The organism is Enterobacter sp. H2G27, from assembly GCF_054403075.1.
On sequence record NZ_JBSVSI010000001.1, the window covers coordinates 2,601,379 to 2,627,420 of the forward strand.

The following is a 26,042-nucleotide window of genomic DNA, read 5'->3' on the forward strand; positions in this document are numbered from 1 at the left end:
CGCGTATCCGGCCTGGGAAGCAGGTGCCTTACATCTTTTTCGAACGCAGAGCCGCCTGATGTCCTGCAAGGGTACCAAAAATGATGATATCTGCCACTGCGTTACCGCCGATACGGTTAGCGCCGTGGATCCCGCCGACCACTTCACCGGCCGCAAACGCGCCTGGCAGCACGTTGTGGTTGCTATCCAGCACGCAGGTTTCGGTGTTGATAGTCACGCCGCCCATGGTGTGGTGCACGCCCGGTGCAATCTGAATGGCGTAGAATGGCCCTTCATTGATTGGCGCACGCAGCGCGGTGGTACGACCAAAGTCGTCATCGTGCTGTTTTTCAACGAAACCGTTATAACGTTCCAGGGTCGCCAGGAAAGCGTGGTGATCCATACCGAGCGCTTCCGCCAGGGCTTTCGGCGAGCTGGCGCTGGCCACGAAGCCTTTGGCGATGTACTCATCAGCGGCTTTGTTTTTGGCGCGTACGTGCTCGTCAAAGACGATGTAAGCGTATTTCTCCGGCAGCGCGATGATTGACGCCGAGACTTTATCGCGGGTCGACATTTCGTTGTAGAAGCGCTCCCCTTTCTGATTGACCAGAATCGCCCCGCCCCCGCGGATGGATTCGGAAATCAGGTACGAGGTTTTCTGCTCAACGGTTGGGTGAATTTGAATCTCGCCCATATCGACAGTGCCAGCCCCGATGCGCTCCAGCAGCGCGATACCGCCACCGGTCGCCCCTTTATGGTTGGTGGTGACGAAACCTTCCAGATCCGGACGGTATTTCACGACCATCTGGCTGTTGGCGCTGAAGCCGCCTGTGGCCACAATCACGCTTTTCGCTGCCACGGTGACAGTTTCATTCTCTTCGGTGGTCAGGCGCACGCCGGTGACTTCACCGTTTTCGAAGATAATGTCGCTGACGGAGGTATCCAGCATTACCTCGATGTTGCGTTTGTTGACGTTACGCACCAGGCCGCTAATCAGGTAACCGCCCACCGCAGAACCGTCTTTTGGACGGTGAGTACGGTCAATGCTCATCCCGCCGGTGGTGGTGATGTCGTTCAGCATGATGCCGCGGGTTGCCAGCCACTCAATCGCCTGCGGCGCGTTCTCGACGAAGCGGCGCAGCAGTTCCGGGTTGTTCTTGTTGCCGCCGCCTTTCAGGCTTTCCTGGTAGAACAGCTCTTTGCTGTCCTGAATGCCCTTCACGCGCTGGAAGCGGGTTTCTGCGGCGTTCATCCCGGCAGAAGCTTTAATGGTGTTCCCGCCGATGGTTGGCATTTTCTCAACAATCAGCACGCTCGCGCCTTCGTCGTGAGCCTGAATCGCCGCCGCCAGCCCGGCGCCGCCGCTGCCGACAACCACCACGTCCACGCTGCGGGTTTCGTTCGGGTCAACACCCTCTTCCGCGGCCAGCGCTTTGCTGGATTTCAGCATCGCTTTAGAGACCGCTTTCTTCACCGCTTCACTCTGGCTGGTGGCGCCGGTGATGGCATCCACGTGCGGAGTATTAGCATCCAGAATGCGGGTACGGATCTCTTCAAAGCTGGTGACGAACTCAACGTCTTCGCTCGGGCCGGAGGCCAGCTCGATGTCCGCAATGCGGTCGGTTTCCAGGCTGACGTTAATCACCAGTTCGTTAGCGTCATCCTGCACTTTCTCAGCAAAGGTACCCGGTTTGAATTTTGATTCGCCCATGCTCATGTCGCGGATCATCGCTTCCACCAGCGAGAAGCGCCACAGCGGTTCAGGAATGTTCAGCGCCTCGCGCTGGGTGCTGTCCATAAACAGCTCAAGGCTTTCGCCGGACGCGATGCGGTCTGTCCAGTCCGGATAAGCGATGGTGGCGCGGCCAACGGCAATCAGGTCGTAGCCGTGGTCGAGTGCTTCATTGGCATCGGCGGCATTCACTACGCCGCCCACGCCCATGACCGGAACCTGCGCCAGCGTTTCAGAACGCATCGCGCAGTATTTTTCGATAAGCGGCGTCGGGTCCTGGGTGTCAACAATGGAAGGACGCAGGGTCGCGCCGACGGAGAAGTGCAGGTAATCCACGCCGCGCGCCGCCAGTTTTTCCAGCAGGTACATGGTGTCTTCAAAGCGGATGCCCGGCACTTCAAGCTCTTCAGGGGAGAAGCGATAGCCAATAATAAAGGCGTCGTCCGCGTACTGGCGCACCATTTTGTGGGTGATGTCCAGAACTGCCAGCGGGAACTTCGCGCGGTTATCGCGGCTGCCGCCCCACTCGTCGTCACGCTGGTTAGAGTTTGGCGAATAGAATTGCTGAATCAGATAGGTGTTTGCCCCGTGGATTTCCACGCCGTCGAAGCCGGCCTGGATGGCGCGGCGCACCGCTTCACCAAACTTGCCGATCATGCCTTCGACTTCTTCGCCAGTCAGCGCCACTGGCGTTGCTGCGCCCTCACGCGGCGCGGCAACAGCGCTTGGGCCAACCGGCGTACGGCCACCGATCAGTTTCGGGTCAACCATGCGGCCGCCGTGGTAGATCTGCAGCAGGGCCTTAGAGCCTTTGGATTTAATCGCCTCCGCGATTTTCGCCAGCCCGGCAATTTTCTCGTCATTATCAATCCCGATCGCGCCCGGGAAGGCCAGACCGAGCTCGTCGACGAAGCAACACTCCACAATGATGGTGCCGATGCTGCCGGAACGGGCACGATAGTACTCCACCAGTTCACTGGTAACGGTGCCGTCGTAATAGCCGGTGCAGGTGGTCATAGGGGCCATTAACAAACGGTTTTTCAGTTCAGTGCCATTCGGTAATGTGAAGGGGCTAAGAATGCGTTCGTTAGTGCTCATAATAGAAACTCCAAACTTTTAAAAAATTAAGAATTCGTTATCGGAGTGATTTTTTTGTTCGTCGTTATTTGCCGATGTCATGATATTAATATACTGATTTTTTTAGTTTCTAAAGTTATTACGTTAGTTAATAAACTATTTAATCCCTGCAATAACACAAATAACACATTGGTGTTAGCGAATGTAATTTAGTCATTCACAATAATTTAAAATTCGTTAAATAAAAATTGGTAAAACCAATTTCCATATCACATACAAAACCATAAAGAACAAGAATATAAAAAAACAAAGAAAGCATAAATGTTACGAAAATGATAAAACAAACCAATAAAACAGGTAATACCCACATACGCCTGAGTGGTTATTAATAAAAGCATAAAAATAACGCTGCAATTCTGTTTTTTTGATCGCGATCAATAGTTATGGCATCCAAAGGCGCAATATAAAAACATCATCAATTTTTAATTTAGCGCATCTACAAAAGCGTTAAATTGCTATTACTGAAAATACAAATCCGCACCTTTAATAACTAAAAAAAGCAAAGAAACTTAAGAAAGTGATTTTGTTTTTTCAGTACGACCGAATCTTTGACAACTTAAGACGTGAAACTATGAATACAAAAACTGCTGTAACGCCCCCTGCGGCGAACCAGGCATCAAATGGAAACGCAAAACGTCTGCTGATGATGGCACTGCCCGTCATCGTCGCCGTACTGCTGCTGTTTGTTCCGGTACCGGAAGGACTGCCTCCTTACGCGTGGCACTACTTCGCAATCTTTGTCGGCGTGATCGTCGGTTTGATCTTCGAACCCCTGCCAGGTGCGGTGATCGGTCTGACCGGCGTGGTCGCCATTGCCCTGTGCAGCCAGTGGGTGCTGTTTAGCCCTGAACAGCTGGCCGATCCGAAATTCAAGCTGGCAGGCGCCTCCTTTAAGTGGGCGGTGAGCGGGTTTGGTAACTCTACCGTCTGGCTGATTTTCGGTGCCTTTATGTTCGCCGCAGGCTATGACAAAACCCGCTTCGGCCGCCGTCTGGCGCTGATTCTGGTGAAATACCTCGGCCGTCGGAGCCTGACGCTCGGTTACGCAATTACGTTTGCTGACCTGCTGCTGGCACCGTTCACCCCGTCCAACACCGCACGTAGCGGCGGGACCATCTACCCGATCATCGCTAACCTGCCGCCGCTGTACGGTTCAAAACCTAATGACCCAAGCGCGCGTAAGATTGGTTCGTACCTGATGTGGGTGGCGATCACCGCGGCCTGTATCACCAGTTCAATGTTCCTCTCCGCCCTCGCGCCAAACCTGCTGGCCCTGGCGCTGGTGAAAAGTACGGTTGGGATTGATATCTCCTGGGGCACCTGGTTCCTCGCCTTCCTGCCGCTGGGTATCCTGCTGATTCTGACCATGCCGCTGCTGGCCTACTGGTTCTACCCGCCTGAAGTGAAGGTCAACAACGAAGTGCCGCTGTGGGCGACCCGCGAACTGGAAAAACTCGGCAAACTGTCCCGCAATGAAATTCTGCTGCTGGTGTTCGTGTGCTGCGCGCTGCTGATGTGGATCTTCGCCGCCGCGTGGATTGAACCGGCTATGGCTGCCCTGCTCATCGTCGGCCTGATGCTGTGGACCGGCGTGCTGGAGTGGAACGACATCACCGGTAACAAAGCCGCGTGGAACACCTTCGTCTGGTTCGCCACCCTGGTGGCGCTGGCGGACGGTCTCTCCTCTACCGGCTTTATCAGCTGGCTGGGTAAAGAAGGCGGTCTGCTGATGAGCGGTATCTCTCCGGGCGTGGCGACCATCGTCCTGCTGCTGGCGTTCTACCTGCTGCACTACCTGTTTGCCAGCACCACCGCGCACACTACGGCGCTGCTGCCAGCGATGCTGACCATCGCCTCCACCATCCCGGGCATGAATATGGAAGTGTTTGTTCTGCTGATGGTGACCTCGCTGGGCGTGATGGGGATCATCACCCCGTACGGTACTGGCCCAAGCCCGATCTACTACGGTAGCGGCTACCTGCCAACCAAAGACTACTGGCGCCTCGGCACCATCTTCGGTGCCATCTTCCTGGCGGCCCTGCTGCTGATTGGCTATCCGTGGATGTCCATGATGTTCTGATTCCTGACCGCCGGACTTCTCCTCCGGCGGTTTTATTTTTTGTGGAGCAATACGCTATGTCAAACAAACCGTTTATCTACCAGAACCCCTTCCCTCTTTCGCATGACGACACCGAATACTACTTGCTGACCAAAGAGCACGTCTCCGTTGCCGAGTTCGAAGGCCAGGAAATCCTGAAGGTGGAGCCGGAAGCCCTGACCCTGCTGGCGCAGCAGGCCTTCCACGACGCCGCATTTATGCTGCGTCCTTCCCATCAGAAGCAGGTTGCCGCCATTCTCAACGACCCGGAAGCCAGCCAGAACGACAAATACGTTGCCCTGCAGTTCCTGCGTAACTCTGAGATCGCGGCCAAAGGCGTGCTGCCGACCTGCCAGGATACCGGCACGGCGATCGTCATGGGTAAAAAAGGCCAGCGCGTCTGGACCGGCGGCGGTGACGAAGCGGCGCTGAGCCAGGGGGTTTACAACACCTACATTGAAGACAACCTGCGCTACTCCCAGAACGCTGCGCTGGACATGTATAAAGAGGTGAATACCGGCACCAACCTGCCCGCGCAGATTGACCTCTACAGCGTGGACGGCGACGAATACAAATTCCTGTGCATGGCAAAAGGCGGCGGTTCTGCCAACAAAACCTATCTCTACCAGGAAACCAAAGCGCTGATCACCCCGGCTAAGCTGAAAAATTACCTGGTTGAGAAGATGCGTACCCTGGGGACAGCAGCCTGCCCGCCGTACCACATTGCCTTTGTTATCGGCGGAACCTCGGCGGAAGCCACGCTGAAAACCGTGAAGCTGGCCTCCACGCGCTACTACGACGCCCTGCCAACGGAAGGCAACGAACACGGCCAGGCGTTCCGCGACGTTCAGCTCGAACAAGAGCTGCTGCAGGAAGCACAGAACCTCGGCCTCGGCGCGCAGTTTGGCGGTAAATACTTCGCCCACGACATCCGCGTGATCCGCCTGCCGCGCCACGGCGCGTCCTGCCCGATTGGCATGGGCGTCTCCTGCTCCGCGGACCGCAACATCAAAGCGAAAATTAACCGCGACGGGATCTGGATTGAGAAGCTGGAGCACAACCCGGGCCAGTACATTCCGGAGTCACTGCGCCAGCAGGGTGAAGGCGACGTGGTCAGCATCGATCTGAACAAGCCGATGAACGAGATCCTGGCGCAGCTTTCCGCACACCCGGTCTCTACCCGCCTGTCGCTGAACGGGACCATCATCGTGGCGCGCGACATCGCCCACGCGAAGCTGAAAGAGCTAATCGACAACGGTGAGGAACTGCCGCAGTACGTCAAAGATCACCCGATCTACTACGCGGGCCCGGCCAAAACGCCGGAAGGCTACGCGTCTGGCTCGCTCGGCCCGACCACGGCGGGACGCATGGATTCATATGTGGACCTGCTGCAGTCCCACGGCGCGAGCATGATCATGCTGGCAAAAGGCAACCGCAGCCAGCAGGTAACCGACGCCTGCCATAAGCACGGCGGCTTCTACCTGGGCAGCATTGGCGGCCCGGCGGCGGTGCTGGCGCAAAACAGCATTAAGAGCCTGGAGTGCGTCGCGTATCCGGAGCTGGGAATGGAAGCCATCTGGAAAATCGAAGTCGAGAACTTCCCGGCGTTTATCCTGGTGGATGACAAAGGCAACGATTTCTTCCAGCAGATCCAGAACCAGCAGTGTAAAGGCTGTTCACAGCGCTGAGTGCTTCCATACGTTCGGCAGGAGCGACAGCGTTTCAGCGATTGTGCTGCGCTTGTCGCTCCCCGGCTTCCAGATGGTGACCATCGTCTGACCAATTCCCTGGCTGCCCACTTCGGTGTGCAGCCTTTTTACGTTTTGCCACTGCCCGGCGTGAAAATGCGTCGGTAAGAATCCCCAGCCGCAGCCGCGCTCCAGCAGACCGCGCAGCATCTCCGGCTCATTGGTAAAGAGGGTATGCCCGGAAATCTGCAGGCGGCGCGCCACCGGCTCGTCCGAGGCGGGGTGCATGACGACCTGGGGCACAAGGGAAAGATCGAGCAGCGTCAGAGGTGAAGCACTGTCCGCAAACAGCCCGCTGGCGGCATAAAAATCCATATCGATGGCACCCAGGGCACGCCACTCCATATCGTTGCCCACGCTGCGGTTGCGTGCCTGGCAGATGGCCAGATCCGCGTCGTTGTTCGCCAGCAGCCGTTCCGATTCATCCCGCGAGGCACAGATAAGGCTCAGGCGGATTTTTCGCACCGCCATTTCAGCAATCACCCCGTGCAGAAAGGCTCTGGGCGTAAAAGGATCGTAGGCCAGCGTCAGGTCCTGCGTGGCACCGTGCGGCACCTCTCTGGCAAACGCCTCAAAGGCTTTTACCTGCCGCATCAGCAGGTGCGCCTGGCGCTGAAGCTGTTCCCCTTCGGGCGTGAGCCGCAGGGTGCGGCCGTCGCGAATAAACAGCGCGTAGCCCAACCCATCCTCAAGAAAATCAACCAGATCGCGAAGCGTCGTTCGGTCCTTCTTCAGCGCCACCGCGGCTTTACTCAGGCTCCCGTTCTCGGCCACAGCGGTAAATGCCTCGAGCTGTGCAAAAGAGTAAATCAGTCCCGCCACGCTACGCTCCCTCTGTTTTTTGGGGGGATTTTCCCCCGCTATGCGTTTTTTATTATAGCTCCGGGGTTTTTAAACTGAAGCCGTTCCTAACCTGTAAGAGACGGATATGAAAAACAGAAAAGTAAACCATGCCCTGCTGGCGGGCCTTATCTTCAGCACCCTGATCTCCCCTGCGGCAGTGGCCGCCTGTAAAGGCACCGACCTCAGCGCTTGCCCTGCCCCCTTCGACACCACCCTGCCTGACACCCATAAGATGCTCACCTGGAGTCAGGCCGATCGCGTGGTGGGCTTTCGCAATGACTACCGCAACTACGCCGGGGACGTTTTCCGCCACGGTAGCGCCGTGCCGCTGGAAATGTCGGACAAGCCGCTCACGGACGCACACTATCAGGTCAACGGCAGGCGCTACGGCCTTAAGGACTACCTCCAGCGGCAGAACGTCAGCGGCATGCTGGTGCTGAAGGACGGCAAAATCGCCTGGAAGTATCTTGGAGAGGGCAATACCGACTCGACGCTCTGGACCTCGCGCTCGGTTGGGAAATCGGTGGTATCGGCGCTGGTGGGCGTAGCCCTCAAAGAGGGAAAGATCCACTCGCTTGACGATCGGATCACGCGGTATGAACCCGATCTGAAAGGCACCGCGTGGGACGGCGTGACGCTCAGACAGCTGATCACCCATACGTCCGGCGTGGCCTGGAACGAGGATTACACCAACCCCCACTCCGACTTTGCACAGCTCACCGAGTGCGAGGCGAAGCCGGGTACCTATGACTGCGTGCGCAAGCTGGTGAAGGGGCTGGGCAGAGCGCATCCGGCCGGAGAGAACTGGTCTTACTCTTCGGGCGGTGCCTGGCTGCTAGGTGACGTGCTGGAGCGGGCCACCGGCATGACGCTCGCAGCCTATCTGGAGAAAAGCATCTGGCAGCCTTACGGCATGGCGAGCGACGGCGTGTGGCATGCCTACAGCAAAGGCCAGCACGACGTCGGCGCGCACGGCTTTAACGCCACGCTGGAGGACTGGGGACGCTTCGGGCAATTTATCCTGAACAACGGTACGTTACCGAACGGTAAGACCATACTGCCGGAAAACTGGATCAGGCAGTCGTCAGAGTGGACGAAGGCCAAAGGCTCGGTCTCAGACGCCCATCCCGAGGGGCTGTACGGCTATCAGTGGTGGAACAATGAAGTGCCCGCCAACGCCACGGGCGTAGAGCCGACGGCACAGGATTCGCTGAAAGGTTCGCTCTGGGCGCTGGGCATTTTCGGGCAGATGATCGTGGTGAACCCAAAGGAAAATCTGGTCATCGTCCAGTGGTCTACCTGGCCGCAGGCGGAACCGTCCTTCAGCGCCCAGCCGCTGGAAGCCTCTCTGATGTTTAGCGCGATTGCCAGGGCGCTGCGCTAAATTGCATCCGCCGGGTAATGAAGCGGTTACCCGGCTCATTCTGAAACGCGCCTCTGCGCCACATCACAAAATCGCAATATCAGAGACTTACAGAATATTGGTGAATAAAAAGCCAACGGCTTGTTAAGTTATTGTTGCCATTAATTGTATTTATTCGTCGGATTATATTCATGCAAGAAATGCATCAGTCGATGCGGCATTTGCGCTTATCTAATTCCTCATCCTGATCCAGTTTTCAGAAACAGACGCGTAAAACGTCAACAATAAAACTGGAGATAACCATGTTTTCCTCAACCTCACCTGCAACCGTACGTTCGAAGGCGGGCGCCATACTTCGCGTCACGTCCGGCAACTTTCTTGAGCAATTCGATTTCTTTCTGTTCGGCTTCTATGCCACCTATATCGCCCACACGTTCTTCCCGGCAAGCAGTGAATTTGCGTCGCTGATGATGACCTTCGCGGTCTTCGGCGCGGGCTTTTTGATGCGTCCCATCGGGGCCATCGTGCTTGGCGCCTATATCGACAAGGTGGGGCGCAGAAAGGGGCTGATCGTCACGCTGTCCATCATGGCGGCGGGGACGTTCCTGATCGTGCTTATCCCCTCTTATCAAAGCATCGGTCTGTGGGCGCCGCTGCTGGTGCTGACGGGCCGTCTGCTGCAGGGCTTTTCCGCCGGCGCGGAGCTTGGAGGCGTGTCGGTCTATCTGGCTGAAATCGCCACGCCGGGCCGCAAGGGTTTTTACACCAGCTGGCAGTCCGGTAGCCAGCAGGTCGCCATTATGGTCGCCGCGGCGATGGGCTTTGCGCTGAATGCCCTGATGGCGGAGAGCGCCATTCGCGAATGGGGCTGGCGCATCCCGTTCCTGTTCGGCTGTTTAATCGTGCCGTTTATCTTCTTCCTGCGCCGCAAGCTGGAAGAGACGGAAGAGTTCAGCGCGCGCCGCCAGCATCTGGAGATGCGTCAGGTCTTTAAAACGCTGCTTGGCAACTGGCAGGTGGTGGTCGCGGGCATGCTGATGGTAGCGATGACCACCACCGCGTTCTACCTGATCACCGTCTACGCTCCCACCTTTGGCAAAAAAGTGCTGATGCTGAGCGCGTCGGACAGCCTGCTGGTCACGCTGCTGGTGGCGGTTTCTAACTTCATCTGGCTGCCGGTGGGCGGTGCCCTGTCGGATCGTTTTGGCCGCAAGCCGGTGCTGATTGCCATGACCCTGCTGGCGCTGGCGACCAGCTACCCGGCCCTGACGCTGCTGGCGAACGCGCCCAGCTTCTCCATGATGCTGAGCGTGCTGCTGTGGCTCTCCTTCCTCTACGGCCTGTATAACGGCGCGATGATTCCGGCCCTGACGGAGATCATGCCTGCCGAAGTGCGCGTGGCGGGCTTCTCGCTGGCTTACAGCCTGGCAACGGCGGTCTTTGGCGGCTTTACCCCGGTGATGTCCACCGCGCTGATTGAATACACCGGTGACAAAGCTTCGCCTGGCTACTGGATGAGCTTCGCCGCGGTGTGTGCCCTGCTGGCCACGCTCTACCTCTACCGCCGCCGTGCGGTATCGCTGCAAAACACCGTCAAGTCACAGGGGGCAGTATGAAACGCACTTATCGCTATACCGCCAGCGCGCTGGTGCTGATGTTCCTGAGCGTCAATGCCTTTGCCCAGGACGTAAAGGTCATGATCTCAGGTGGCTTCAAAGCCGCCCTTGAAAAACTGGCTCCGGAATATGAACGCCAGACCGGGGATAAAATCGTGATCATCCCCGGCCCCTCAATGGGCGCTACGCCGCAGGCGATCCCAAACCGCCTGGCGCGCGGCGAGAAGGCCGACGTGGTGATTATGGTGGGCGATGCGCTGGAGAAGCTCGAAAAGGCCAGCCAGACCCAACCGGGTTCGCGAACTGAACTCGCGGACTCTCCCGTTGGCATGGTGGTGAAAAAAGGTGCGGATGTCCCTGATATCAGCAGCGATGCGAAACTGCGTGAAACGCTGCTGCAGGCCAGCTCCATCGCCTACTCTGACAGCGCCAGCGGCAGGTACGTCAGCCAGACGTTGTTCAAAAAGCTGGGGATTGAAAAAGAAGTGGCGGGTAAAGCGACAATGGTCGAGCGTATCCCGGTCGCCTCTGAAGTGGCGAAAGGAAAATACGCCGTGGGCTTCCAGCAGGTTAGCGAGCTGCTGCCCGTTCAGGGCGTCACCTTTATCGGTAAAATCCCGGATAATCTGCAATACATCACGCGCTTCGCGGGTGCAGTTACCCGCCATGCAGAACATCCCGGGGAGGGGAAAGCACTGCTGACCTATCTCGCCTCACCGCCCTCACGCGCCGTCATCGAGAAGACGGGGATGATCCCCGTTACGTCCGGCGATACTGCTCGGTGATCTGCTTTTCCAGTTCAGCCGCGATATAAGACTGGATGCGCCCCCGGCGCCGGATAAGCCCTACGGTGCGTTTGACCTCCGGCGCCACCAGCGGCAGATGCGTCAGCAGCGTGTGCTCTGAGGTCGGCATCGACATGGCGGGAACGGCAGCGATGCCGATCCCCGCCTCAACCATACCGAGCATCGTGGTAACGTGACGTGTTTCGCAGACGCTGGGCCGCTCGGGAACGATATCCCCCAGCATCCGATCGAGCAGATTGCGGTTACCTGACGTTTTATCGAGAGAGATATAATCCTGCTGATAAAATGCCTGCCACGTCAGGTGACTCTTCTGCGCCAGCGGATGATCCTTTCTGCACGCCGCGACGTAGACATCCTCCACCAGCGGGAAAAATTCGATTTCAGACGGCAGGTTTCCTGCGAAGCAGATACCAAAATCCGCCTGGCTTCGGGCCACGGCGTCAATCACATTCCCCGCGCTGCTGTCGATGAGCTTAATGCGCACGCGCGGATAGCGAGACTGAAAGCGACGGATCACATCAGGCATAAAGTAACAGGCGGCGGAAGGTACCGTGGCAACCGTGATCAGCCCCGTCCGCTCTTCGCTGGCTTTATCGACATCCGCCAGCATTGACTCAACGTTGTCGAGCAGCTGCGCGGAGCGCTCGGCAAAATTTTGCCCGTATAACGTTAAGGCCACGCGGCGGGTGGTACGATCGAACAGCCTGTTTCCCAGCGCGGCTTCCAGCTTTTCAATCCTGCGGCTCAGCGCCGACTGGGATAAGCAGATAGATTCAGCGGCGACACGGAAGTTACCGTATTCCACTAACGCTCTGAAAGCATAAAGATCGTTAAGGTCAAAATTCACGGGCATAGCGTCTGGATGTCCTGTCGGGGAATACGCAACAAAGTCAAAAATAATAGCGTCTTACTGAACCACCGCAACCTGTACGGCGATGAAATAGGTCAGAGGTCGTTGAGATGCAGGCGAACATACCCTGCACGATCGGCAATGGCCTGCCGCTCCTCTTCCTTCATGTCCGCAAGCTGTTTAAAGACAATGCCCAGGCGGGGATTGTTACCCAGACGCGCCTGATTGCGCGCAAAGAAATCCCAGTAAAGGGCATTAAAGGGGCACGCCAGCTCCCCAGTGCGCTGGTTATGTTGATACCGGCACCCCTGACAGTAATTACTCATCTTATGAATATATGACGCGCTCGAGACGTAGGGTTTACTCGCCAGTAACCCGCCATCGCCAAACTGGCTCATGCCGAGGGTGTTGGGCAGCTCCACCCATTCGAAGGCATCAATATAGACCCCCAGATACCATTCATGAACCGCCTGCGGCGACAGGCCGCTGAGCAGGCTAAAGTTCCCGATGACCATCAGGCGCTGGATATGGTGGGCGTAAGCCTCGGTGAGCGACTGCCCAATAGCATGTGACAGGCAGCGCATCTGCGTCCTGCCGGTCCAGAACCAGTCCGGCAGCGGAGCGTGCTGGTCTAAGGCATTCAGATCCCGATAGCCCGGCATCTGCGACCAGTAAATCCCACGCACGTACTCCCGCCAGCCGAGAATTTGTCGGATAAACCCTTCAACGGCGGGCAGCGGCGCATGGCCCGAACGCCATGCCTGCTGGGCGGCTGCGACCACTTCCCGCGGATTAAGCATTTTGGTGTTTAGCGCGAATGAAATTAACGAGTGGAAAAGAAAAGGTTCCTCCGCGTGCATCGCGTCCTGCCAGGCGCCAAAATGGGGGAGCACGTGAGTGATAAATTCCTCAAGCCTGGCTTTGGCTTCCGAACGGTTAAGCGGCCAGCGAAAATTGTCGGCCTGCGGTTCGCCGAAGGTCTTTACCCCACAGCGTTGGATCTCCACCCATAAGGCTGAATAATCGTGGCCGGGACGCGAGTCGCCCGGCGCGGGCGGCTCGCCGGACCAGCGCTTGCGGTTTTCAGCATCGAAGTTCCATTTCCCCCCTTCCGGCTCGCCTTCTGATGTCAAAAGAATGCCGTGCTGACGACGCATTTCCCGGTAAAAGTACTCCATTCGCCAGCTTTTGCGTGAAGCAAAGAACGCGCTGACCTGTTCCCGCGTGGTGAAAAAATGCTCGCTGCTGACGCAGGCCGTTTCAACGGAGGCCGTCTTCGCCCACGCCTGCAGCTGCGTATCCAGACGCCATTCGTCGGGCTCCTGCCATATCACCCTACCCGCGCTGTAATGCGCGACAAGCGCGTTGAGATTGTCTTCCAGCGCGCCGCGGTTTGAGCCGTCAGAGAGCCGGACATACCTCACCCGATGCCCCTTCTCTTTTAATGCAGAGGCAAACGCGCGCATGGCGGCGAAGATAGCGATAACTTTCTGGGCGTGATGAAGCACATAGGCGGTTTCGGCCCGGAGTTCCAGCATCACGTAAATGACGTTCGGACTGCAGGTATCAAACCAGCTGTGATGCGGATTAAGTTGATCGCCCAGGATCAGACGCAGCTCGGTCAACGGTGGCTCCTGCGACAGCGCTCGGAACAGTATTTAACCTCATTCCAGCATTTCGCCCATTTCTTGCGCCACATCATGGGTCGCTGGCAGTGCACACACAGCCGACTGGGCAGGTCCTGCTTGTTACCTTTGAAATCGCTCATCTTTTCAATACCGTACTGATTTCTTCACTGAACCTGTGGATGAAGGCTACGACAGACTTCACAAAATGAAGGTGATGCCCGCAAACCGCTACCCACCGCTACGTACGAATGATAGTTTATTCAGGCTGGAATTGTCGCAGTGCGCGATTTTCTGGCATCTTAACCGAACCTGACTTTCCCATTTTTGTTCAAGTAACGAGTTTGCGAGCAAAGCGATGATAAAGTGGCCCTGGAAAACGAATGAAGCTGGCCGGGATATGGCGCTGCCATGGAATGACGCGCTGACAATCCCTGTTCTGGCTAATCTTAAGCCGGATGAACAAGCGAAACTGGTTCAGCTTGCGGATCGTTTTTTACAGCAAAAACGCCTGGTTCCACTGCAGGGTTTCGAGCTCGATCCGCTTAAAAACGCCCGCATCGCCCTGCTTTTCTGTCTTCCGGTGCTTGAGCTCGGCATTGAGTGGCTGGACGGTTTCCACGAAGTGCTTATCTATCCCGCACCTTTCGTGGTGGATGACGAATGGCAGGACGATATCGGGCTGGTGCACAACCAGCGCGTGGTGCAGTCCGGACAAAGCTGGCAGCAGGGGCCGATTATTCTGAACTGGCTCGACATTCAGGACTCGTTCGACGCCTCCGGTTTTAACCTGATTATCCATGAGGTAGCCCACAAGCTGGATACCCGCAACGGCGATCGCGCCAGCGGCGTTCCATTTATCCCGCTTCGCGAAGTGGCGGGCTGGGAGCACGATCTGCACGCGGCGATGGATAACATCCAGGATGAAATAGACCTGGTCGGCGAAAGCGCGGCCAGCATTGACGCCTATGCGGCAACCGACCCGGCCGAGTGCTTTGCGGTGCTCTCGGAGTATTTCTTCAGCGCGCCCGAGCTCTTCGCGCCCCGTTTCCCGGCGCTGTGGCAGCGTTTCTGCCAGTTTTATCAGCAGGATCCCCTGCAGCGTCTGCGGCAAAATGAGGAGTCTGGCGGCCATTCCTCCCGCCAGATCCATTAAGGTTTTTCAGCAGGGGGACGCTCGGTTGATAGTACCCCTATGCTCAACGCTAAAAACAGCAATGCCATTCCCCATGCGGCTACCGTTAAAGACTGCTCGCCGTAAAAACGCGTCACCACGGGCACCAGCAGCGCGCTGACGCCGTAGCCTAACGTGTGGCTGGTGGCGATGACGCCCGCCCCTTTCCCGGTGGTCAGCCTGTCGTTAAGCAGCAGCTGGTAGCCCGGCGTGGCCATCGCCGCCCCGAGTGACGTGATAACAATCCCCACGTAGAACAGCGCTAAACCGGCGACAGTCATCAGCCCTAGTCCTGCCACCATCAACACCGCCGCTACGCAGAGCAACGTCATCGGGGTGAAATGCTGCGGGCGGACCACCAGAAACTGTGCCGCGAGCGTGGCCAGCGCGGCAAGGCTCAGCAGAAACGCGACATGATGGCTGATCTCCCGGGCGTTGCCGTCCAGCAACGGGCTAAGATGCGGCGACAGGCCAAGCTGCATCAGGCTTACCAGCGCCGCCAGCAGCAGCGCCAGCAGCAGGAACGGCAGCATGGAGGCCTGCAGGCGGGTTGCCTGGTGGGCTACCGGCGGTAGCGGCGGATCAGCGACTTCGCGAAGCACCAGCAGCAGAGCGATAAGCGGCGCAACCGCCATCAGCCAGAGCGGCGCCACCGGATTAACGCTGAGCATCAGCGCCGCCAGCGGCGGGCCGAGCAAACGCCCGCAGCTCAGGCCGGAGCTTATCGTCGCCAGCGCGGCCATTCTTTTCTCCAGTCCCGCACGCTGAATTGCCCACGTCTGGGCTGCAGGCACCAGCCCCGAGACCGTCAGTCCGTAGAGCAGGCGCGAGAATATAAGCCCCGCCAGTCCCCAGACCGTATCCAGCCTTCCGGCCGCCATCGCCCAGACCACCAGCGCCATCACAACAAAACTGGCCAGATAGCCGCTTAGTGAGGTCAGCATGACGGACTTACACCCCTTCCGCTCGCTCTGACGCCCCCACCAGGGTGATGCCGGTAAAAAGAGCATGGATCCAAACATCAACAGCCCGGCCCAGACCGAGAGTGACAGCCCGGTCAGGGTGACCAGCTGCGGGAGCATCACCAGCAAACCGTTTTGCCCGATGCCCAGTAAACCCGCAGATAGCGCCAGGGGCCAGTTAGCTTTTGAGGTGACGTTTTCCGTCAAGGTTTCAGAGTCAGCGCGCATGAGAATGTGAACATAGTGTCAATAAATGTGTGGAAATTATGAAGTTTATGAAAACAAATATTGCAAAAATGGTTGCGACTGTAAACAGAATGAATATCATAACGAGAATTATTATCAATCATGGAATGAGGTACATCTATGCGTGCTCTGCTCCGCGCCGCCGGTACAGACGTTGCAGCCCAGTGTTTTTTAAACGCCCTGTTGCGCGAAACGAAGGACTGGCGCTATCACTCCGCTACCGATGCGGATGCGCTATCTGAGATCCATATCCCGCTTTCCCAAACCCAGGCGCTTCGGGTGCCGGTACGCTATTTCTCTCCCACCCAGCATCATCAGTACCGTTTCCCGGCAACGCTTATTCAGAGCAACAGCGACCGCAGTGACGCTGTCACATTCTCTCAACTGGTTGATTTAATTCTTGAAAAACCGTCCGTAAAAGGCTCGCTGGATGCCGATACGCTGGCGCGTTTTAAGCAGCGCGTTCTCGAAAGCCATGCCCACACCTGGCAGGCGATTGATTTACGCCACAACTGGGCAACACTGCGCGATAAGCCGCTGACGTTTGCCGACGCGGAACAGGCGCTGCTGGTCGGCCACGCGTTTCACCCGGCACCAAAGTCGCACGAGCCGTTCAACGAAGCCGAGGCGCGCCGCTACCTGCCCGATTTCGCCTCCCGCTTCCCGCTGCGCTGGTTTGCCGTTGAGAGCACGCTCGTTGCTGGCGACAGCCTGAACGTCTCCCTGCGCGAACGTCTGCTGCGCTTTGCGGCCCAGAGCGCGCCCGAGCTGCTCGGCCATTTCACCGACACCCGCTGGCTGCTGCCCATGCATCCGTGGCAGGCCGACTATCTGCTGGAGCAGGACTGGTGCCAGCGTCTGGCAGAAAACGGTTCACTGCAGGACCTGGGTGAAGCGGGCGCGCAGTGGCTGCCCACCAGCTCGTCACGCTCGCTTTACAGCGAAACCAACAGCGACATGATTAAGTTCTCTCTCAGCGTGCGCCTGACCAACTCCGTGCGCACGCTGTCGGTGAAAGAGGTGAAGCGCGGCATGCGCCTGGCGCGTCTGGCAAAAACGGAACGCTGGCAGGAATTACAGGCGCGCTACCCGACCATGCGCGTGATGCAGGAAGACGGCTGGGCAGGACTGCGCGATGACAACGGCGCTATTCAGGAAGAGAGCCTGATGGCCCTGCGCGTTAATCTGCTGTTCGATACGCCAGACACCCAGACCAACGTGCTGGTGAGCCTGACGCAGGCCGCGCCGGACGGCGGCGACAGCCTGCTGGCCGCGGCGGTGCGCCGTCTGAGCCAGCGTCTCGATTTAACGCTCGCCCAGGCCGCCCGCTGCTGGCTGGACGCCTACTGCGACCGCGTATTAATCCCGCTGTTCAGCGCCGAGGCGGACTACGGCCTGGTCCTGCTGGCGCACCAGCAAAATATCCTCGTTGAGATGCAGCAGGATTTCCCGATCGGACTTATCTACCGCGACTGCCAGGGCAGCGCGTGGACCGAAAGTGCCGACGCGTGGCTGAAAGATGCTGGCGAAACTGAGGTGGAAAACCGCTTCGGCGAGAGCCAGCTGCTGCGCTACTTTCCTTACTACCTGCTGCTGAACTCTACCCTTGCCGTCACCGCCGCCCTCGCTGCCGCGGGTTTCGACAGCGAAGAGAGCCTGATGTCCCGGGTGCGTGCTGCGCTGGCCCAACTGCGCCGCACGGCGAAGCAGACCCGCTGCCTCGACTACGTTCTCGACAGCCCGACCTGGAACTGCAAAGGCAACTTCTTCTGCTACCTGCACGATCGCAATGAAAATACCATCGCCGATCCGGCGGTGATCTATTTCGACTTTAGCAACCCGTTTTACAAGGAGAAGGCGTGATGGCCATCGCGAATATTGTCCATTCCGGCTACGGCTTTCGCTGCACCGCAACGGATCGCGCGCTGCCGCTGGCGTTGGGTCTCGACGGCAGCGCGGTGCTGGAGCGTCTGAAGGGGCTCCCGGACGGCTGGCTGGTGCAAGCCCTGGATCAGCTGTTTGTGGCCGCCCCCGCGCTGACCGGCATTACGTTGCCGTGGGCGGACTGGCAGGATGAACCCCAGGCTCGGGCGCTGTTTGGCCTGGCCCACGGAGATTATCTGGCGCGCGACGCCTTCTGGCAGCTGCCGCTGTGGCTGAAAGGCGAACGGCCGCAGGCGAGCGGCGGAATGCAGTTTGACGAGAGCCGTCAGCTGTACTTCCCGCTGCGCCCTCGCCGCCCGCAGGGTGAAGTGTATCGCCGTTACGATCCGCAGATTAAGCGCACCCTCAGCTTCCGCGTGGCCGACGTGGCGCTGGACGGCGAGCGTTTTACCCGCTGGATGAACAACCCGCGCGTGAACGCCTTCTGGGAGATGGCGGGCCCGCAGGCCGAGCAGGAAAACTACCTGCGCCGTCAGCTCGACTCGACCTACTGCTACCCGGTTATCGGCTGCTTCGACGACCAGCCGTTTGGCTATTTTGAACTCTACTGGGCGGCGGAAGACCGCATTGGCCGCCACTATCGCTGGCAGCCGTTTGACCGCGGGCTACACATGCTGGTGGGCGAAGAGAACTGGCGCGGCGCGCAGTACATCCGCAGCTGGCTGCGCGGCCTGAGCCACTATCTGTATCTCGATGAACCGCGCACCGCGCGCATCGTCGCCGAGCCGCGCTTCGACAACCAGCGCCTGTTCCGCCATCTGGCCTCTGCCGGTTTCGACACCGTGAAAGAGTTCGACTTCCCGCACAAGCGCTCGCGCCTCATCATGAGCCAGCGTCACCGCTTCTTCAGCGAGGTGGGCCTGTGAACGCGCTCTGGGAAAAAGTGAACCGCGAGATGGTGGCGAAGATCCTCGCCGAGCTGGAGTATGAACGCACCCTGCGCGCCGAGCCAGTTTCGTCTGACGCCTGGCGCATCACCATGGGCAACGAGTCATGGCAGTTTCGCGCCGCGCGCGGGATCTGGGGCTGGCTGCATATCGACCCGGACAGCCTGATCGCCGCCAGCGGTGCCGCCGTGGAGGCGGAGAGCGCGCTGCTGCAGCTGGCAGCGGTGCTGGAGATGAGCGACGCGCAAACGGCGGAGCACATGGAAGATCTCTACGCCACGCTTCGCGGCGATATGCAGCTGCTGCAGGCGCGTGACGCGCTGGACGCGGACGCGCTGATCCACCTCGACCCGGACGAATTACAGTGCCTGATGCGCGGTCACCCGAAGTTTATTTTCAACAAAGGTCGCCGCGGCTGGGGTCTGGACGCGCTGCGTCAGTACGCGCCTGAGTATCGCGGACGTTTTCGTCTGCACTGGGTTGCCGTTCAGCGGGAGCATCTGGTCTGGAGCAGCGACGCCGATTGCGATATCAGCGCCCTGCTGGCCAGCGCCATGGACAACGCCGAGCGCGCCCGCTTTGACGCCCGCTGGCAGGCGCTGGGTCTCGACGAGAGCTGGCTGCCGGTGCCGCTGCACCCGTGGCAGTGGCAGCAGAAGATCGCCATTCATTTCCTGGCGCAGCTGGCACGCGGTGAGATGGTTGAGCTGGGCGAGTTTGGCGATGAGTACCTGGCGCAGCAGTCCCTGCGCACGCTCACCAACGCCAGCCGTCGCGCGCCGTTTGACATCAAGCTCCCGCTGACGATCTACAACACCTCCTGCTATCGCGGTATTCCGGGCAAATACATTGCCGCCGGGCCGCTGGCCTCGCGCTGGCTGCAGCAGCAGTTCGCCAGCGACGCCACGCTTGCCCGCTCTGGCGCGAAGGTGCTGGGTGAGCCCGCTGCTGGATACCTGTCGCACCCGGGCTATGCGGCGCTGCCGAAAGCGCCCTATCGCTATCAGGAGATGCTGGGCGTGATCTGGCGGGAAAACCCGTCCTGCTATCTGCAGGACGGCGAACAGGCGGTGCTGCTGGCGGCGCTAATGGAAACCGACAACGCCGGGTGTGCGCTGATCGACGCGTGGATCAGTCGCTCCGGGTTAAGCGCCGACGCATGGCTGGAAAAGCTGTTTGAGGCATCGGTGATCCCGTTCTATCACCTGCTCTGCCGCTACGGCGTGGCGCTGATCGCCCACGGCCAGAACGTGACGCTGGTGATGAAGGACTATATCCCGCAGCGCATCCTGCTGAAGGATTTCCAGGGCGATATGCGCCTGGTGGATGAAGATTTCCCTCAGGCCCAGAGCCTGCCGGAACAGGTGAAGGCCGTCACGGCGCGCCTGAGCGCGGATTACATCATTCACGATCTGCAAACCGGCAACTTTGTGACGGTGCTGCGTTTTATCTCACGCCTCACGCTGCAAAGCGGCGTCAGCGAAACGCGTTTCTATCAGATCCTCGCCGGGGTTCTGCACCGCTATATGGCCGCGCACCCCGAGCTTGCCGATCGCTTCGCGAAGTTCGACCTGTTTAAGCCGCAGATTATTCGCGTGATCCTCAACCCGGTCAAACTGACCTTCTCCGAACACGACGGCGGCAGTCGCATGCTGCCGAACTACGTCACCGATCTTGATAACCCTCTTTTTCTGGCCTCCCGGGAGTCAGCGCAATGAAAACCTATGATTTCATCGGCATTGGTATCGGCCCGTTTAACCTCAGCATCGCCGCGCTGGCGGAAGGGCTGGACGGCTTTAGCTCGCTGTTTCTTGAGCGCAAACCGCACTTCTCCTGGCACCCGGGGATGATGGTGCCGGACTGCCACATGCAGACCAGCTTCCTGAAGGATCTGGTCAGCGCCGTGGAGCCGACCAACCGCCACAGCTTCCTGAACTACCTGGTGCAGCGTAAAAAGTTCTACCGCTTCCTGACCACCGAACAGCGCACCGTTTCGCGGGAAGAGTTTGCCGATTACCTGTGCTGGGCGGCGGACAACCTCACCAACCTGTCCTTTAGCCAGCAGGTGCAGCAGGTGAGCTTTGATGAGAAAAGCGGCCTGTTTGAGGTGGTGACCCAGCGCGACCGCTTCCTGGCGCGCCACGTCTGCGTAGGGATCGGTAAGCAGATCAACCTGCCGGACTGCGTCACCGTGCAGGACGATACCTGCTTCCACGCCAGCGAGATGATGCTGCGCACGCCGGATCTTACGGGCAAGCGCGTCATCGTCGTCGGCGGCGGCCAGAGCGGCGCCGACCTGTTCCTGAATATTTTCCGTGGCGAATGGGGCCAGCCGCTGAGCCTGAACTGGGTCTCGCGCCGCAACAACTACAACGCGCTGGATGAAGCCGCCTTTGCTAACGAGTATTTCACGCCGGAGTACGTGGACAGCTTCTCTACGCTCGGTGAAGAGGCGCGTCGTCAGATGCTGCACGAGCAGAAAATGACCTCCGACGGCATCACCACCGAGTCCCTGCTGGCGATTTACCGCGCCATGTACCACCGCTTTGAAGTGCTGCGTGAAAAACCCTGGGCTCACCTGATGCCGTCCCGCTCGGTGACGGCCCTGACGCGCCTGGAAAACGGCCAGCGCCTGAGCATACAGCATCACCTCGACGGCGGACGCGAGCAGCTGGAGAGCGACGTGACGATCTTCGCCACCGGCTATCGCGCCGTGCAGCCTGCGTTCCTCGCGCCGCTGTCTCACCGCCTGCATCTGGATACGGACGAAGCCTTCTGCATCAACAACGATTTCACCCTCGAATGGGACGGCCCGCAGAGCAACCGCCTGTTTGCCGTGAATGCCGGGATGCACCGTCTCGGCATTGCCGAACCCCAGCTCAGCCTTATGGCCTGGCGTGCGGCGCGAATTCTGAATCGCGCGCACGGCGACGAGCCGTTTGAACTGGCTACCACACCTGGCGTTATCCACTGGCGAAGCACCACCAGCCCGGAGAACAGTCAGGTTTTTAAATCCTTAGCAAAAACCACCGAGTACTGACACACACAATCAGGGTCAACATAACAATGAAACGTTCTCATCTTTGGGTTTTAAATCCTTGCTTGCTTGCAATGCTTTCTACCTCTGCGTGGGCGGAAGAACAAAAGGAAGAAAATATCGTTGTCTCCGCCAGCCGCGCGCACCGCAGCGTGGCGGAGATGGCGCAGACTACCTGGGTCATTGAACGGGCTGAAATTGAACAGCAGGTTCAGGGCGGGAAAGAGATTAAAGAGGTGCTGGCACAGCTGATCCCGGGCATGGACGTCAGCAGCCAGGGGCGTACCAACTACGGCATGAACCTGCGCGGCCGCTCCATGATGGTGATGGTGGACGGCGTGCGCCTGAACTCGTCCCGCAGCGACAGCCGCCAGCTGGACTCTATCGATCCGTTCAACATTGACCGTATCGAAGTCATCTCCGGCGCCACGTCACTCTACGGCGGCGGCAGCACCGGCGGTCTGGTGAACATCGTCACCAAAAAGGGCCAGCCGGAGACCGAGGTCGAGTTCCAGACCGGGACAAAGAGCGGCTTTAATAGCCATAACGACCACGATGAGAACGTGTCGGCAGCGGTCAGCGGCGGCAACGATAACGCTTCCGGTCGTCTGTCGGTGTCGTATCAGCGCTACGGCGGCTGGTATGACGGCAACGGCAACGAGGTGATCATCGATAACACCCAGACCGGATTACAGTATTCTGACCGTATTGACGTGATGGGCACAGGCACCATTAACATCGACGATCACCAGCAGCTGCAGCTGACGACCCAGTACTACAAGAGCGAGTCCGACGGTAAGCATGGTCTGTATCTCGGGAAGAACTTCTCGGCGGTCACGGGGGATGCGACCGCGTACAACAAAGGTAATCTGGATTCTGACCGCGTACCGGGTACCGAGCGCCATCTGATCAACCTGCAGTACTCCAATACCGACTTCTGGGGCCAGGATCTTGTTGCGCAGATTTATTATCGCGACGAGAGCCTGACCTACTATCCGTTCCCGACCCTGACCAAAGGCGTGGTGAGCAGCATCGGCGCGTCGCAGCAGAAAACCGATTTTTACGGCGGCAAGCTGACGCTGAACAGCAAGCCGGTGGACGATTTAACGCTGACCTGGGGTGTGGATGCCGACCACGAAACCTTCGACGCCAACCAGCAGTTCTTTAACCTGAGCAAGGCCGCGGCGAGCGGCGGCATGGAGCTGGATAACGCCTACAACGTGGGCCGCTACCCGGGCTACAGCATCACCAACCTCGCCCCGTTCCTGCAGGCCAGCTACGATATTGACGCCATCACCCTGAGCGGCGGCGTGCGCTACCAGTACACCGAGAACAAGGTAGACGATTTTGTCGGTTACACCCAGCAGCAGGCCATCGCCACCGGGAAAGCAGCCTCCGCCGACGCGGTGCCGGGCGGTAAAACCGATTACAACAACTTCCTGTTTAACGCCGGGATCCTCGGTCGCCTGACCGAACAGCAGCAGCTGTGGTTTAACTTCTCCCAGGGCTTCGAAATTCCGGACCTGGCGAAGTACTACGGCTCCGGCACCTATCAGCTCAGCAACGGTCACTATCGCCTGCTGAACAGCGTCAATGTCAACGACTCGACGCTGGACGGTATCAAGGTCAACGCTTATGAGCTGGGCTGGCGCTACACCGGGGATAACCTGCGCACCCAGGTCGCGGCATATTACTCGCTCTCGGATAAAACCATCACCATCAACAAGACGGATATGACCATCAACCTGGAAGACGACAAGCGTCGTATCTACGGGGTGGAAGGTCAGGTGGACTATTTCTTCACCGACAGCGACTGGAGCACGGGCGCGAACTTTAACGCCATCAAGTCAGAAACCCGCGAAAACGGGAAATGGGAGAAGCTGACGGTTGACAGCGCCAGCCCGTCGAAAGCCAGCGCGTGGGTCAACTGGGCGCCGGGCGACTGGACCCTGCGCGTGCAGAGCACGCAGACCTTTGACGTGTCAGACTCCGACGGCAAGAAGATTGATGGCTATAACACGGTCGACTTCCTGGGCAGCTACGCCCTGCCGGTGGGTAAAGTCAGCTTCAGCGTGGAAAACCTGCTGGACAAAGACTACACCACCGCCTGGGGCCAGCGCGCGCCGGGGCTGTATAGCCCAACCTACGGTGCACCGGGTCTGTATACCTATAAAGGCCGTGGACGGACGTTTGGTCTGAACTACTCCGTACTGTTCTAATCCTGCGCGCCGCCTGCGGGCGGCGCATTTCGCTGTGTGATTTCGAAGCAAATTTACTATAAAATCAGCGATTTGCTGAAATTGTCGACAAACGAATGAAAAGTGCGTTTTCACCCTTTGACAAGGCGCAGTGAGGTCGCTACTATGCGCCTCGTTCACACGATTCCTCTGTAGTTCAGTCGGTAGAACGGCGGACTGTTAATCCGTATGTCACTGGTTCGAGTCCAGTCAGAGGAGCCAAATTTGAAAAGCCTGCTTTTAAAGCAGGCTTTTTGCTTTTCTGCGTTCGGATAATTTGCCGTATGGCAAAAAGCTCCTGTCGCTCAGGGCAGCCTGGCAATCACCTTAATCTCAAACTGGAATCCGTACAGCCACGTCACGCCGACCCCGGTCAGCGTAGGGTAAGGCGCTTCCCCCCAATATTCTGGCAGGATACTCCAGATTGCGTCGAGGTTTGACTCGGGATCGACGACAAAGAGGGTCACGTCAACCACGTCATCGAACGTGCAGCCCGCAGCCGCGAGGACAGCAATAAGATTATCGAAGGCCAGCCTGACCTGCGCTTTCAGATCGGGCTCAGGCGAACCATCCTCGCGGCTACCCACCTGCCCCGAAACAAACAGGAAACCGTTGGATTTGATGGCCGGTGAATACCGATTGCGCTCATAGAGCGCCTGGCGTCCGAGGGGAAAAACAGCTTCGCGTGTTGTCATGTTTGTACCTTTGAAATAGGGCGAAATCAGCCCGTTGAACATCAAGACACTTTACAGGTGCAGGTTCGGGCGGATAAACAAGCGACTTTGTCCATCATTGTTTGTAATATCCAAACAATCGGTGAAAAGAGAGGATAAGGAATGGATCGTTTCGACGCGATGCGCGCCTTTGCTCGCGTGGTGGAGGCAGGTAGCTTCACAAAGGCTGCCCAAACGCTTCATATGAGCAAAACTACAGTGACGCAGCTCATTCAGCAGCTGGAAGCGCGCCTGCGCGTCAAATTGCTCCATCGCACCACCCGCAGGCTCGGCGTTACTCCTGATGGCGCGGTCTACTACGAGCGCGTCATCCGCCTGCTGGCGGACATGGAAGATGCTGAAAACAGCCTGTCCAGTGCGACGATGACGCCCAGGGGACGCCTGCGGGTAGATGTGCCGACTCCTCTCGCCTGCCTGGTGCTGGTGCCCGCGCTACCGGCTTTTCACGCGCGCTACCCTGATATCCAGTTCGACATGGGCGTCAGTGACCGGGTTGTGGATCTGATTGGCGACAACGTGGATTGCGTCCTGCGCGGTGGCGAAATCAACGACCAGTCCCTGATCGCACGCCACGTCGGCGATTTGCAAATCGGTGTTTACGCCGCACCGAGCTATGTGGAACGCCTTGGCGCCCCTGCGCATCCGCGAGAGCTGGAAAACACCGACCATCGCATAGTGGGGTTCTTATCCTCACGCACCGGTAAGATTGATCCTCTGGTACTGCACGGTGAGAGTGAACATATTGAAATCACGGGCAACTATGTACTTGCCGTGGATGATGGTAATGCTTACCTCGAAGCTGGGCTAGCGGGATTGGGCGTGATTGCGCTGCCGGTCTATATGGCGGCAGCGCATCAGACTGCTGGCTCTTTAATTCCGCTATTTGAAGACTGGCGTATTAAGCCAATGCCCCTGTATCTGGCATTTCCGCCGAACCGCCATGTCAACGCCAGACTGCGTGTTTTTATTGACTGGATCGTTGAGTTGATGCAGCAGCATATCCCCACTACTTACAACAAGTGAC

19 protein-coding genes and 1 tRNA gene are annotated in these 26,042 nt (G+C 58.4%); 13 read left to right on the forward strand and 7 right to left on the reverse strand.

Annotated elements, in window-relative coordinates; genetic code table 11:
• Positions 1 to 28: 28 nt before the first annotated feature.
• A complete protein-coding gene (locus ACW9E7_RS12400) occupies positions 29 to 2,809 on the reverse strand; it encodes a flavocytochrome c (RefSeq protein ID WP_458727837.1) in 2,781 nt (926 codons plus the stop codon).
• Between the two features lie 610 nt (positions 2,810 to 3,419).
• On the opposite strand from ACW9E7_RS12400, the gene ACW9E7_RS12405 reads away from it, so the two are divergent.
• Positions 3,420 to 4,928, forward strand: coding sequence for an anion permease (locus tag ACW9E7_RS12405; RefSeq protein ID WP_274240302.1), 1,509 nt, complete (start codon positions 3,420 to 3,422; stop codon positions 4,926 to 4,928).
• Between the two features lie 56 nt (positions 4,929 to 4,984).
• Positions 4,985 to 6,634 (forward strand): class I fumarate hydratase FumA, encoded by a 1,650-nt coding sequence (gene fumA / locus ACW9E7_RS12410; protein WP_458727838.1) that lies wholly within the window; start codon positions 4,985 to 4,987, stop codon positions 6,632 to 6,634.
• Here the strand turns inward: fumA and ACW9E7_RS12415 are convergent.
• The gene (locus ACW9E7_RS12415; RefSeq protein ID WP_458727839.1) at positions 6,623 to 7,516 is read right to left on the reverse strand and encodes a LysR family transcriptional regulator; all 894 of its coding nucleotides are present in this window, start codon (positions 7,514 to 7,516) and stop codon (positions 6,623 to 6,625) included. The two genes, fumA and ACW9E7_RS12415, sit on opposite strands and share 12 nt — an antisense overlap.
• Positions 7,517 to 7,622: 106 nt before the next feature.
• On the opposite strand from ACW9E7_RS12415, the gene ACW9E7_RS12420 reads away from it, so the two are divergent.
• The 3 genes from ACW9E7_RS12420 (at position 7,623) to ACW9E7_RS12430 (ending at position 11,301) form a co-directional block, all read left to right on the forward strand.
• On the forward strand, positions 7,623 to 8,921 hold the full coding sequence (locus ACW9E7_RS12420; protein WP_458727840.1) for a serine hydrolase domain-containing protein: 1,299 nt from the start codon (positions 7,623 to 7,625) through the stop codon (positions 8,919 to 8,921).
• A 281-nt stretch (positions 8,922 to 9,202) separates the two neighbouring features.
• Complete coding sequence (gene tcuC / locus ACW9E7_RS12425) at positions 9,203 to 10,516, forward strand: MFS transporter (protein WP_115875746.1); 1,314 nt, start codon at positions 9,203 to 9,205, stop codon at positions 10,514 to 10,516.
• Complete coding sequence (locus ACW9E7_RS12430; protein WP_458727841.1) at positions 10,513 to 11,301, forward strand: substrate-binding domain-containing protein; 789 nt, start codon at positions 10,513 to 10,515, stop codon at positions 11,299 to 11,301. The genes tcuC and ACW9E7_RS12430 overlap by 4 nt, the downstream gene beginning before the upstream one ends.
• On the opposite strand, the gene ACW9E7_RS12435 is transcribed toward ACW9E7_RS12430, so the two are convergent.
• From ACW9E7_RS12435 to ACW9E7_RS12445, 3 genes are all read right to left on the reverse strand, one after another.
• Positions 11,276 to 12,175: a LysR family transcriptional regulator gene (locus tag ACW9E7_RS12435; RefSeq protein WP_111966038.1), complete on the reverse strand. Its 900-nt coding sequence runs from the start codon at positions 12,173 to 12,175 to the stop codon at positions 11,276 to 11,278. The two genes, ACW9E7_RS12430 and ACW9E7_RS12435, sit on opposite strands and share 26 nt — an antisense overlap.
• A 92-nt stretch (positions 12,176 to 12,267) precedes the next feature.
• On the reverse strand, positions 12,268 to 13,797 hold the full coding sequence (locus ACW9E7_RS12440) for a cryptochrome/photolyase family protein (protein ID WP_458727842.1): 1,530 nt from the start codon (positions 13,795 to 13,797) through the stop codon (positions 12,268 to 12,270).
• Positions 13,794 to 13,940 (reverse strand): DUF2256 domain-containing protein, encoded by a 147-nt coding sequence (locus ACW9E7_RS12445; RefSeq protein WP_458727843.1) that lies wholly within the window; start codon positions 13,938 to 13,940, stop codon positions 13,794 to 13,796. Before ACW9E7_RS12445 ends, ACW9E7_RS12440 begins: the two co-directional genes overlap by 4 nt.
• A gap of 215 nt (positions 13,941 to 14,155) precedes the next feature.
• On the opposite strand from ACW9E7_RS12445, the gene mtfA reads away from it, so the two are divergent.
• On the forward strand, positions 14,156 to 14,953 hold the full coding sequence (mtfA, locus tag ACW9E7_RS12450) for a DgsA anti-repressor MtfA (RefSeq protein WP_111966040.1): 798 nt from the start codon (positions 14,156 to 14,158) through the stop codon (positions 14,951 to 14,953).
• On the opposite strand, the gene ACW9E7_RS12455 is transcribed toward mtfA, so the two are convergent.
• Positions 14,950 to 16,161 carry an MFS transporter gene (locus ACW9E7_RS12455; protein ID WP_458727844.1) on the reverse strand — a complete coding sequence of 404 codons (1,212 nt, stop codon included), beginning with the start codon at positions 16,159 to 16,161 and terminating at the stop codon, positions 14,950 to 14,952. The two genes, mtfA and ACW9E7_RS12455, sit on opposite strands and share 4 nt — an antisense overlap.
• 138 nt (positions 16,162 to 16,299) lie before the next feature.
• On the opposite strand from ACW9E7_RS12455, the gene ACW9E7_RS12460 reads away from it, so the two are divergent.
• From ACW9E7_RS12460 to ACW9E7_RS12485, 6 genes are all read left to right on the forward strand, one after another.
• A complete protein-coding gene (locus tag ACW9E7_RS12460) occupies positions 16,300 to 18,042 on the forward strand; it encodes an IucA/IucC family protein (protein ID WP_458727845.1) in 1,743 nt (580 codons plus the stop codon).
• The gene (locus ACW9E7_RS12465; RefSeq protein WP_248174556.1) at positions 18,042 to 18,989 is read left to right on the forward strand and encodes a GNAT family N-acetyltransferase; all 948 of its coding nucleotides are present in this window, start codon (positions 18,042 to 18,044) and stop codon (positions 18,987 to 18,989) included. Before ACW9E7_RS12460 ends, ACW9E7_RS12465 begins: the two co-directional genes overlap by 1 nt.
• Positions 18,986 to 20,728 carry an aerobactin synthase IucC gene (iucC, locus tag ACW9E7_RS12470; protein WP_458727846.1) on the forward strand — a complete coding sequence of 581 codons (1,743 nt, stop codon included), beginning with the start codon at positions 18,986 to 18,988 and terminating at the stop codon, positions 20,726 to 20,728. The genes ACW9E7_RS12465 and iucC overlap by 4 nt, the downstream gene beginning before the upstream one ends.
• Complete coding sequence (locus ACW9E7_RS12475) at positions 20,725 to 22,050, forward strand: lysine N(6)-hydroxylase/L-ornithine N(5)-oxygenase family protein (protein ID WP_458727847.1); 1,326 nt, start codon at positions 20,725 to 20,727, stop codon at positions 22,048 to 22,050. The genes iucC and ACW9E7_RS12475 overlap by 4 nt, the downstream gene beginning before the upstream one ends.
• 26 nt (positions 22,051 to 22,076) lie before the next feature.
• Complete coding sequence (locus tag ACW9E7_RS12480; RefSeq protein ID WP_115875755.1) at positions 22,077 to 24,266, forward strand: TonB-dependent siderophore receptor; 2,190 nt, start codon at positions 22,077 to 22,079, stop codon at positions 24,264 to 24,266.
• A 164-nt stretch (positions 24,267 to 24,430) separates the two neighbouring features.
• Positions 24,431 to 24,506 (forward strand) — tRNA-Asn (locus ACW9E7_RS12485).
• 83 nt (positions 24,507 to 24,589) lie between these two features.
• Here ACW9E7_RS12485 and ACW9E7_RS12490 read toward each other — a convergent pair.
• A complete protein-coding gene (locus ACW9E7_RS12490; RefSeq protein WP_111966047.1) occupies positions 24,590 to 24,979 on the reverse strand; it encodes a RidA family protein in 390 nt (129 codons plus the stop codon).
• Positions 24,980 to 25,120: 141 nt separating this feature from the next.
• Here ACW9E7_RS12490 and ACW9E7_RS12495 point away from each other — a divergent pair, with 141 nt between their 5' ends.
• On the forward strand, positions 25,121 to 26,041 hold the full coding sequence (locus ACW9E7_RS12495; RefSeq protein WP_458727848.1) for a LysR family transcriptional regulator: 921 nt from the start codon (positions 25,121 to 25,123) through the stop codon (positions 26,039 to 26,041).
• Position 26,042: the final 1 nt, after the last annotated feature.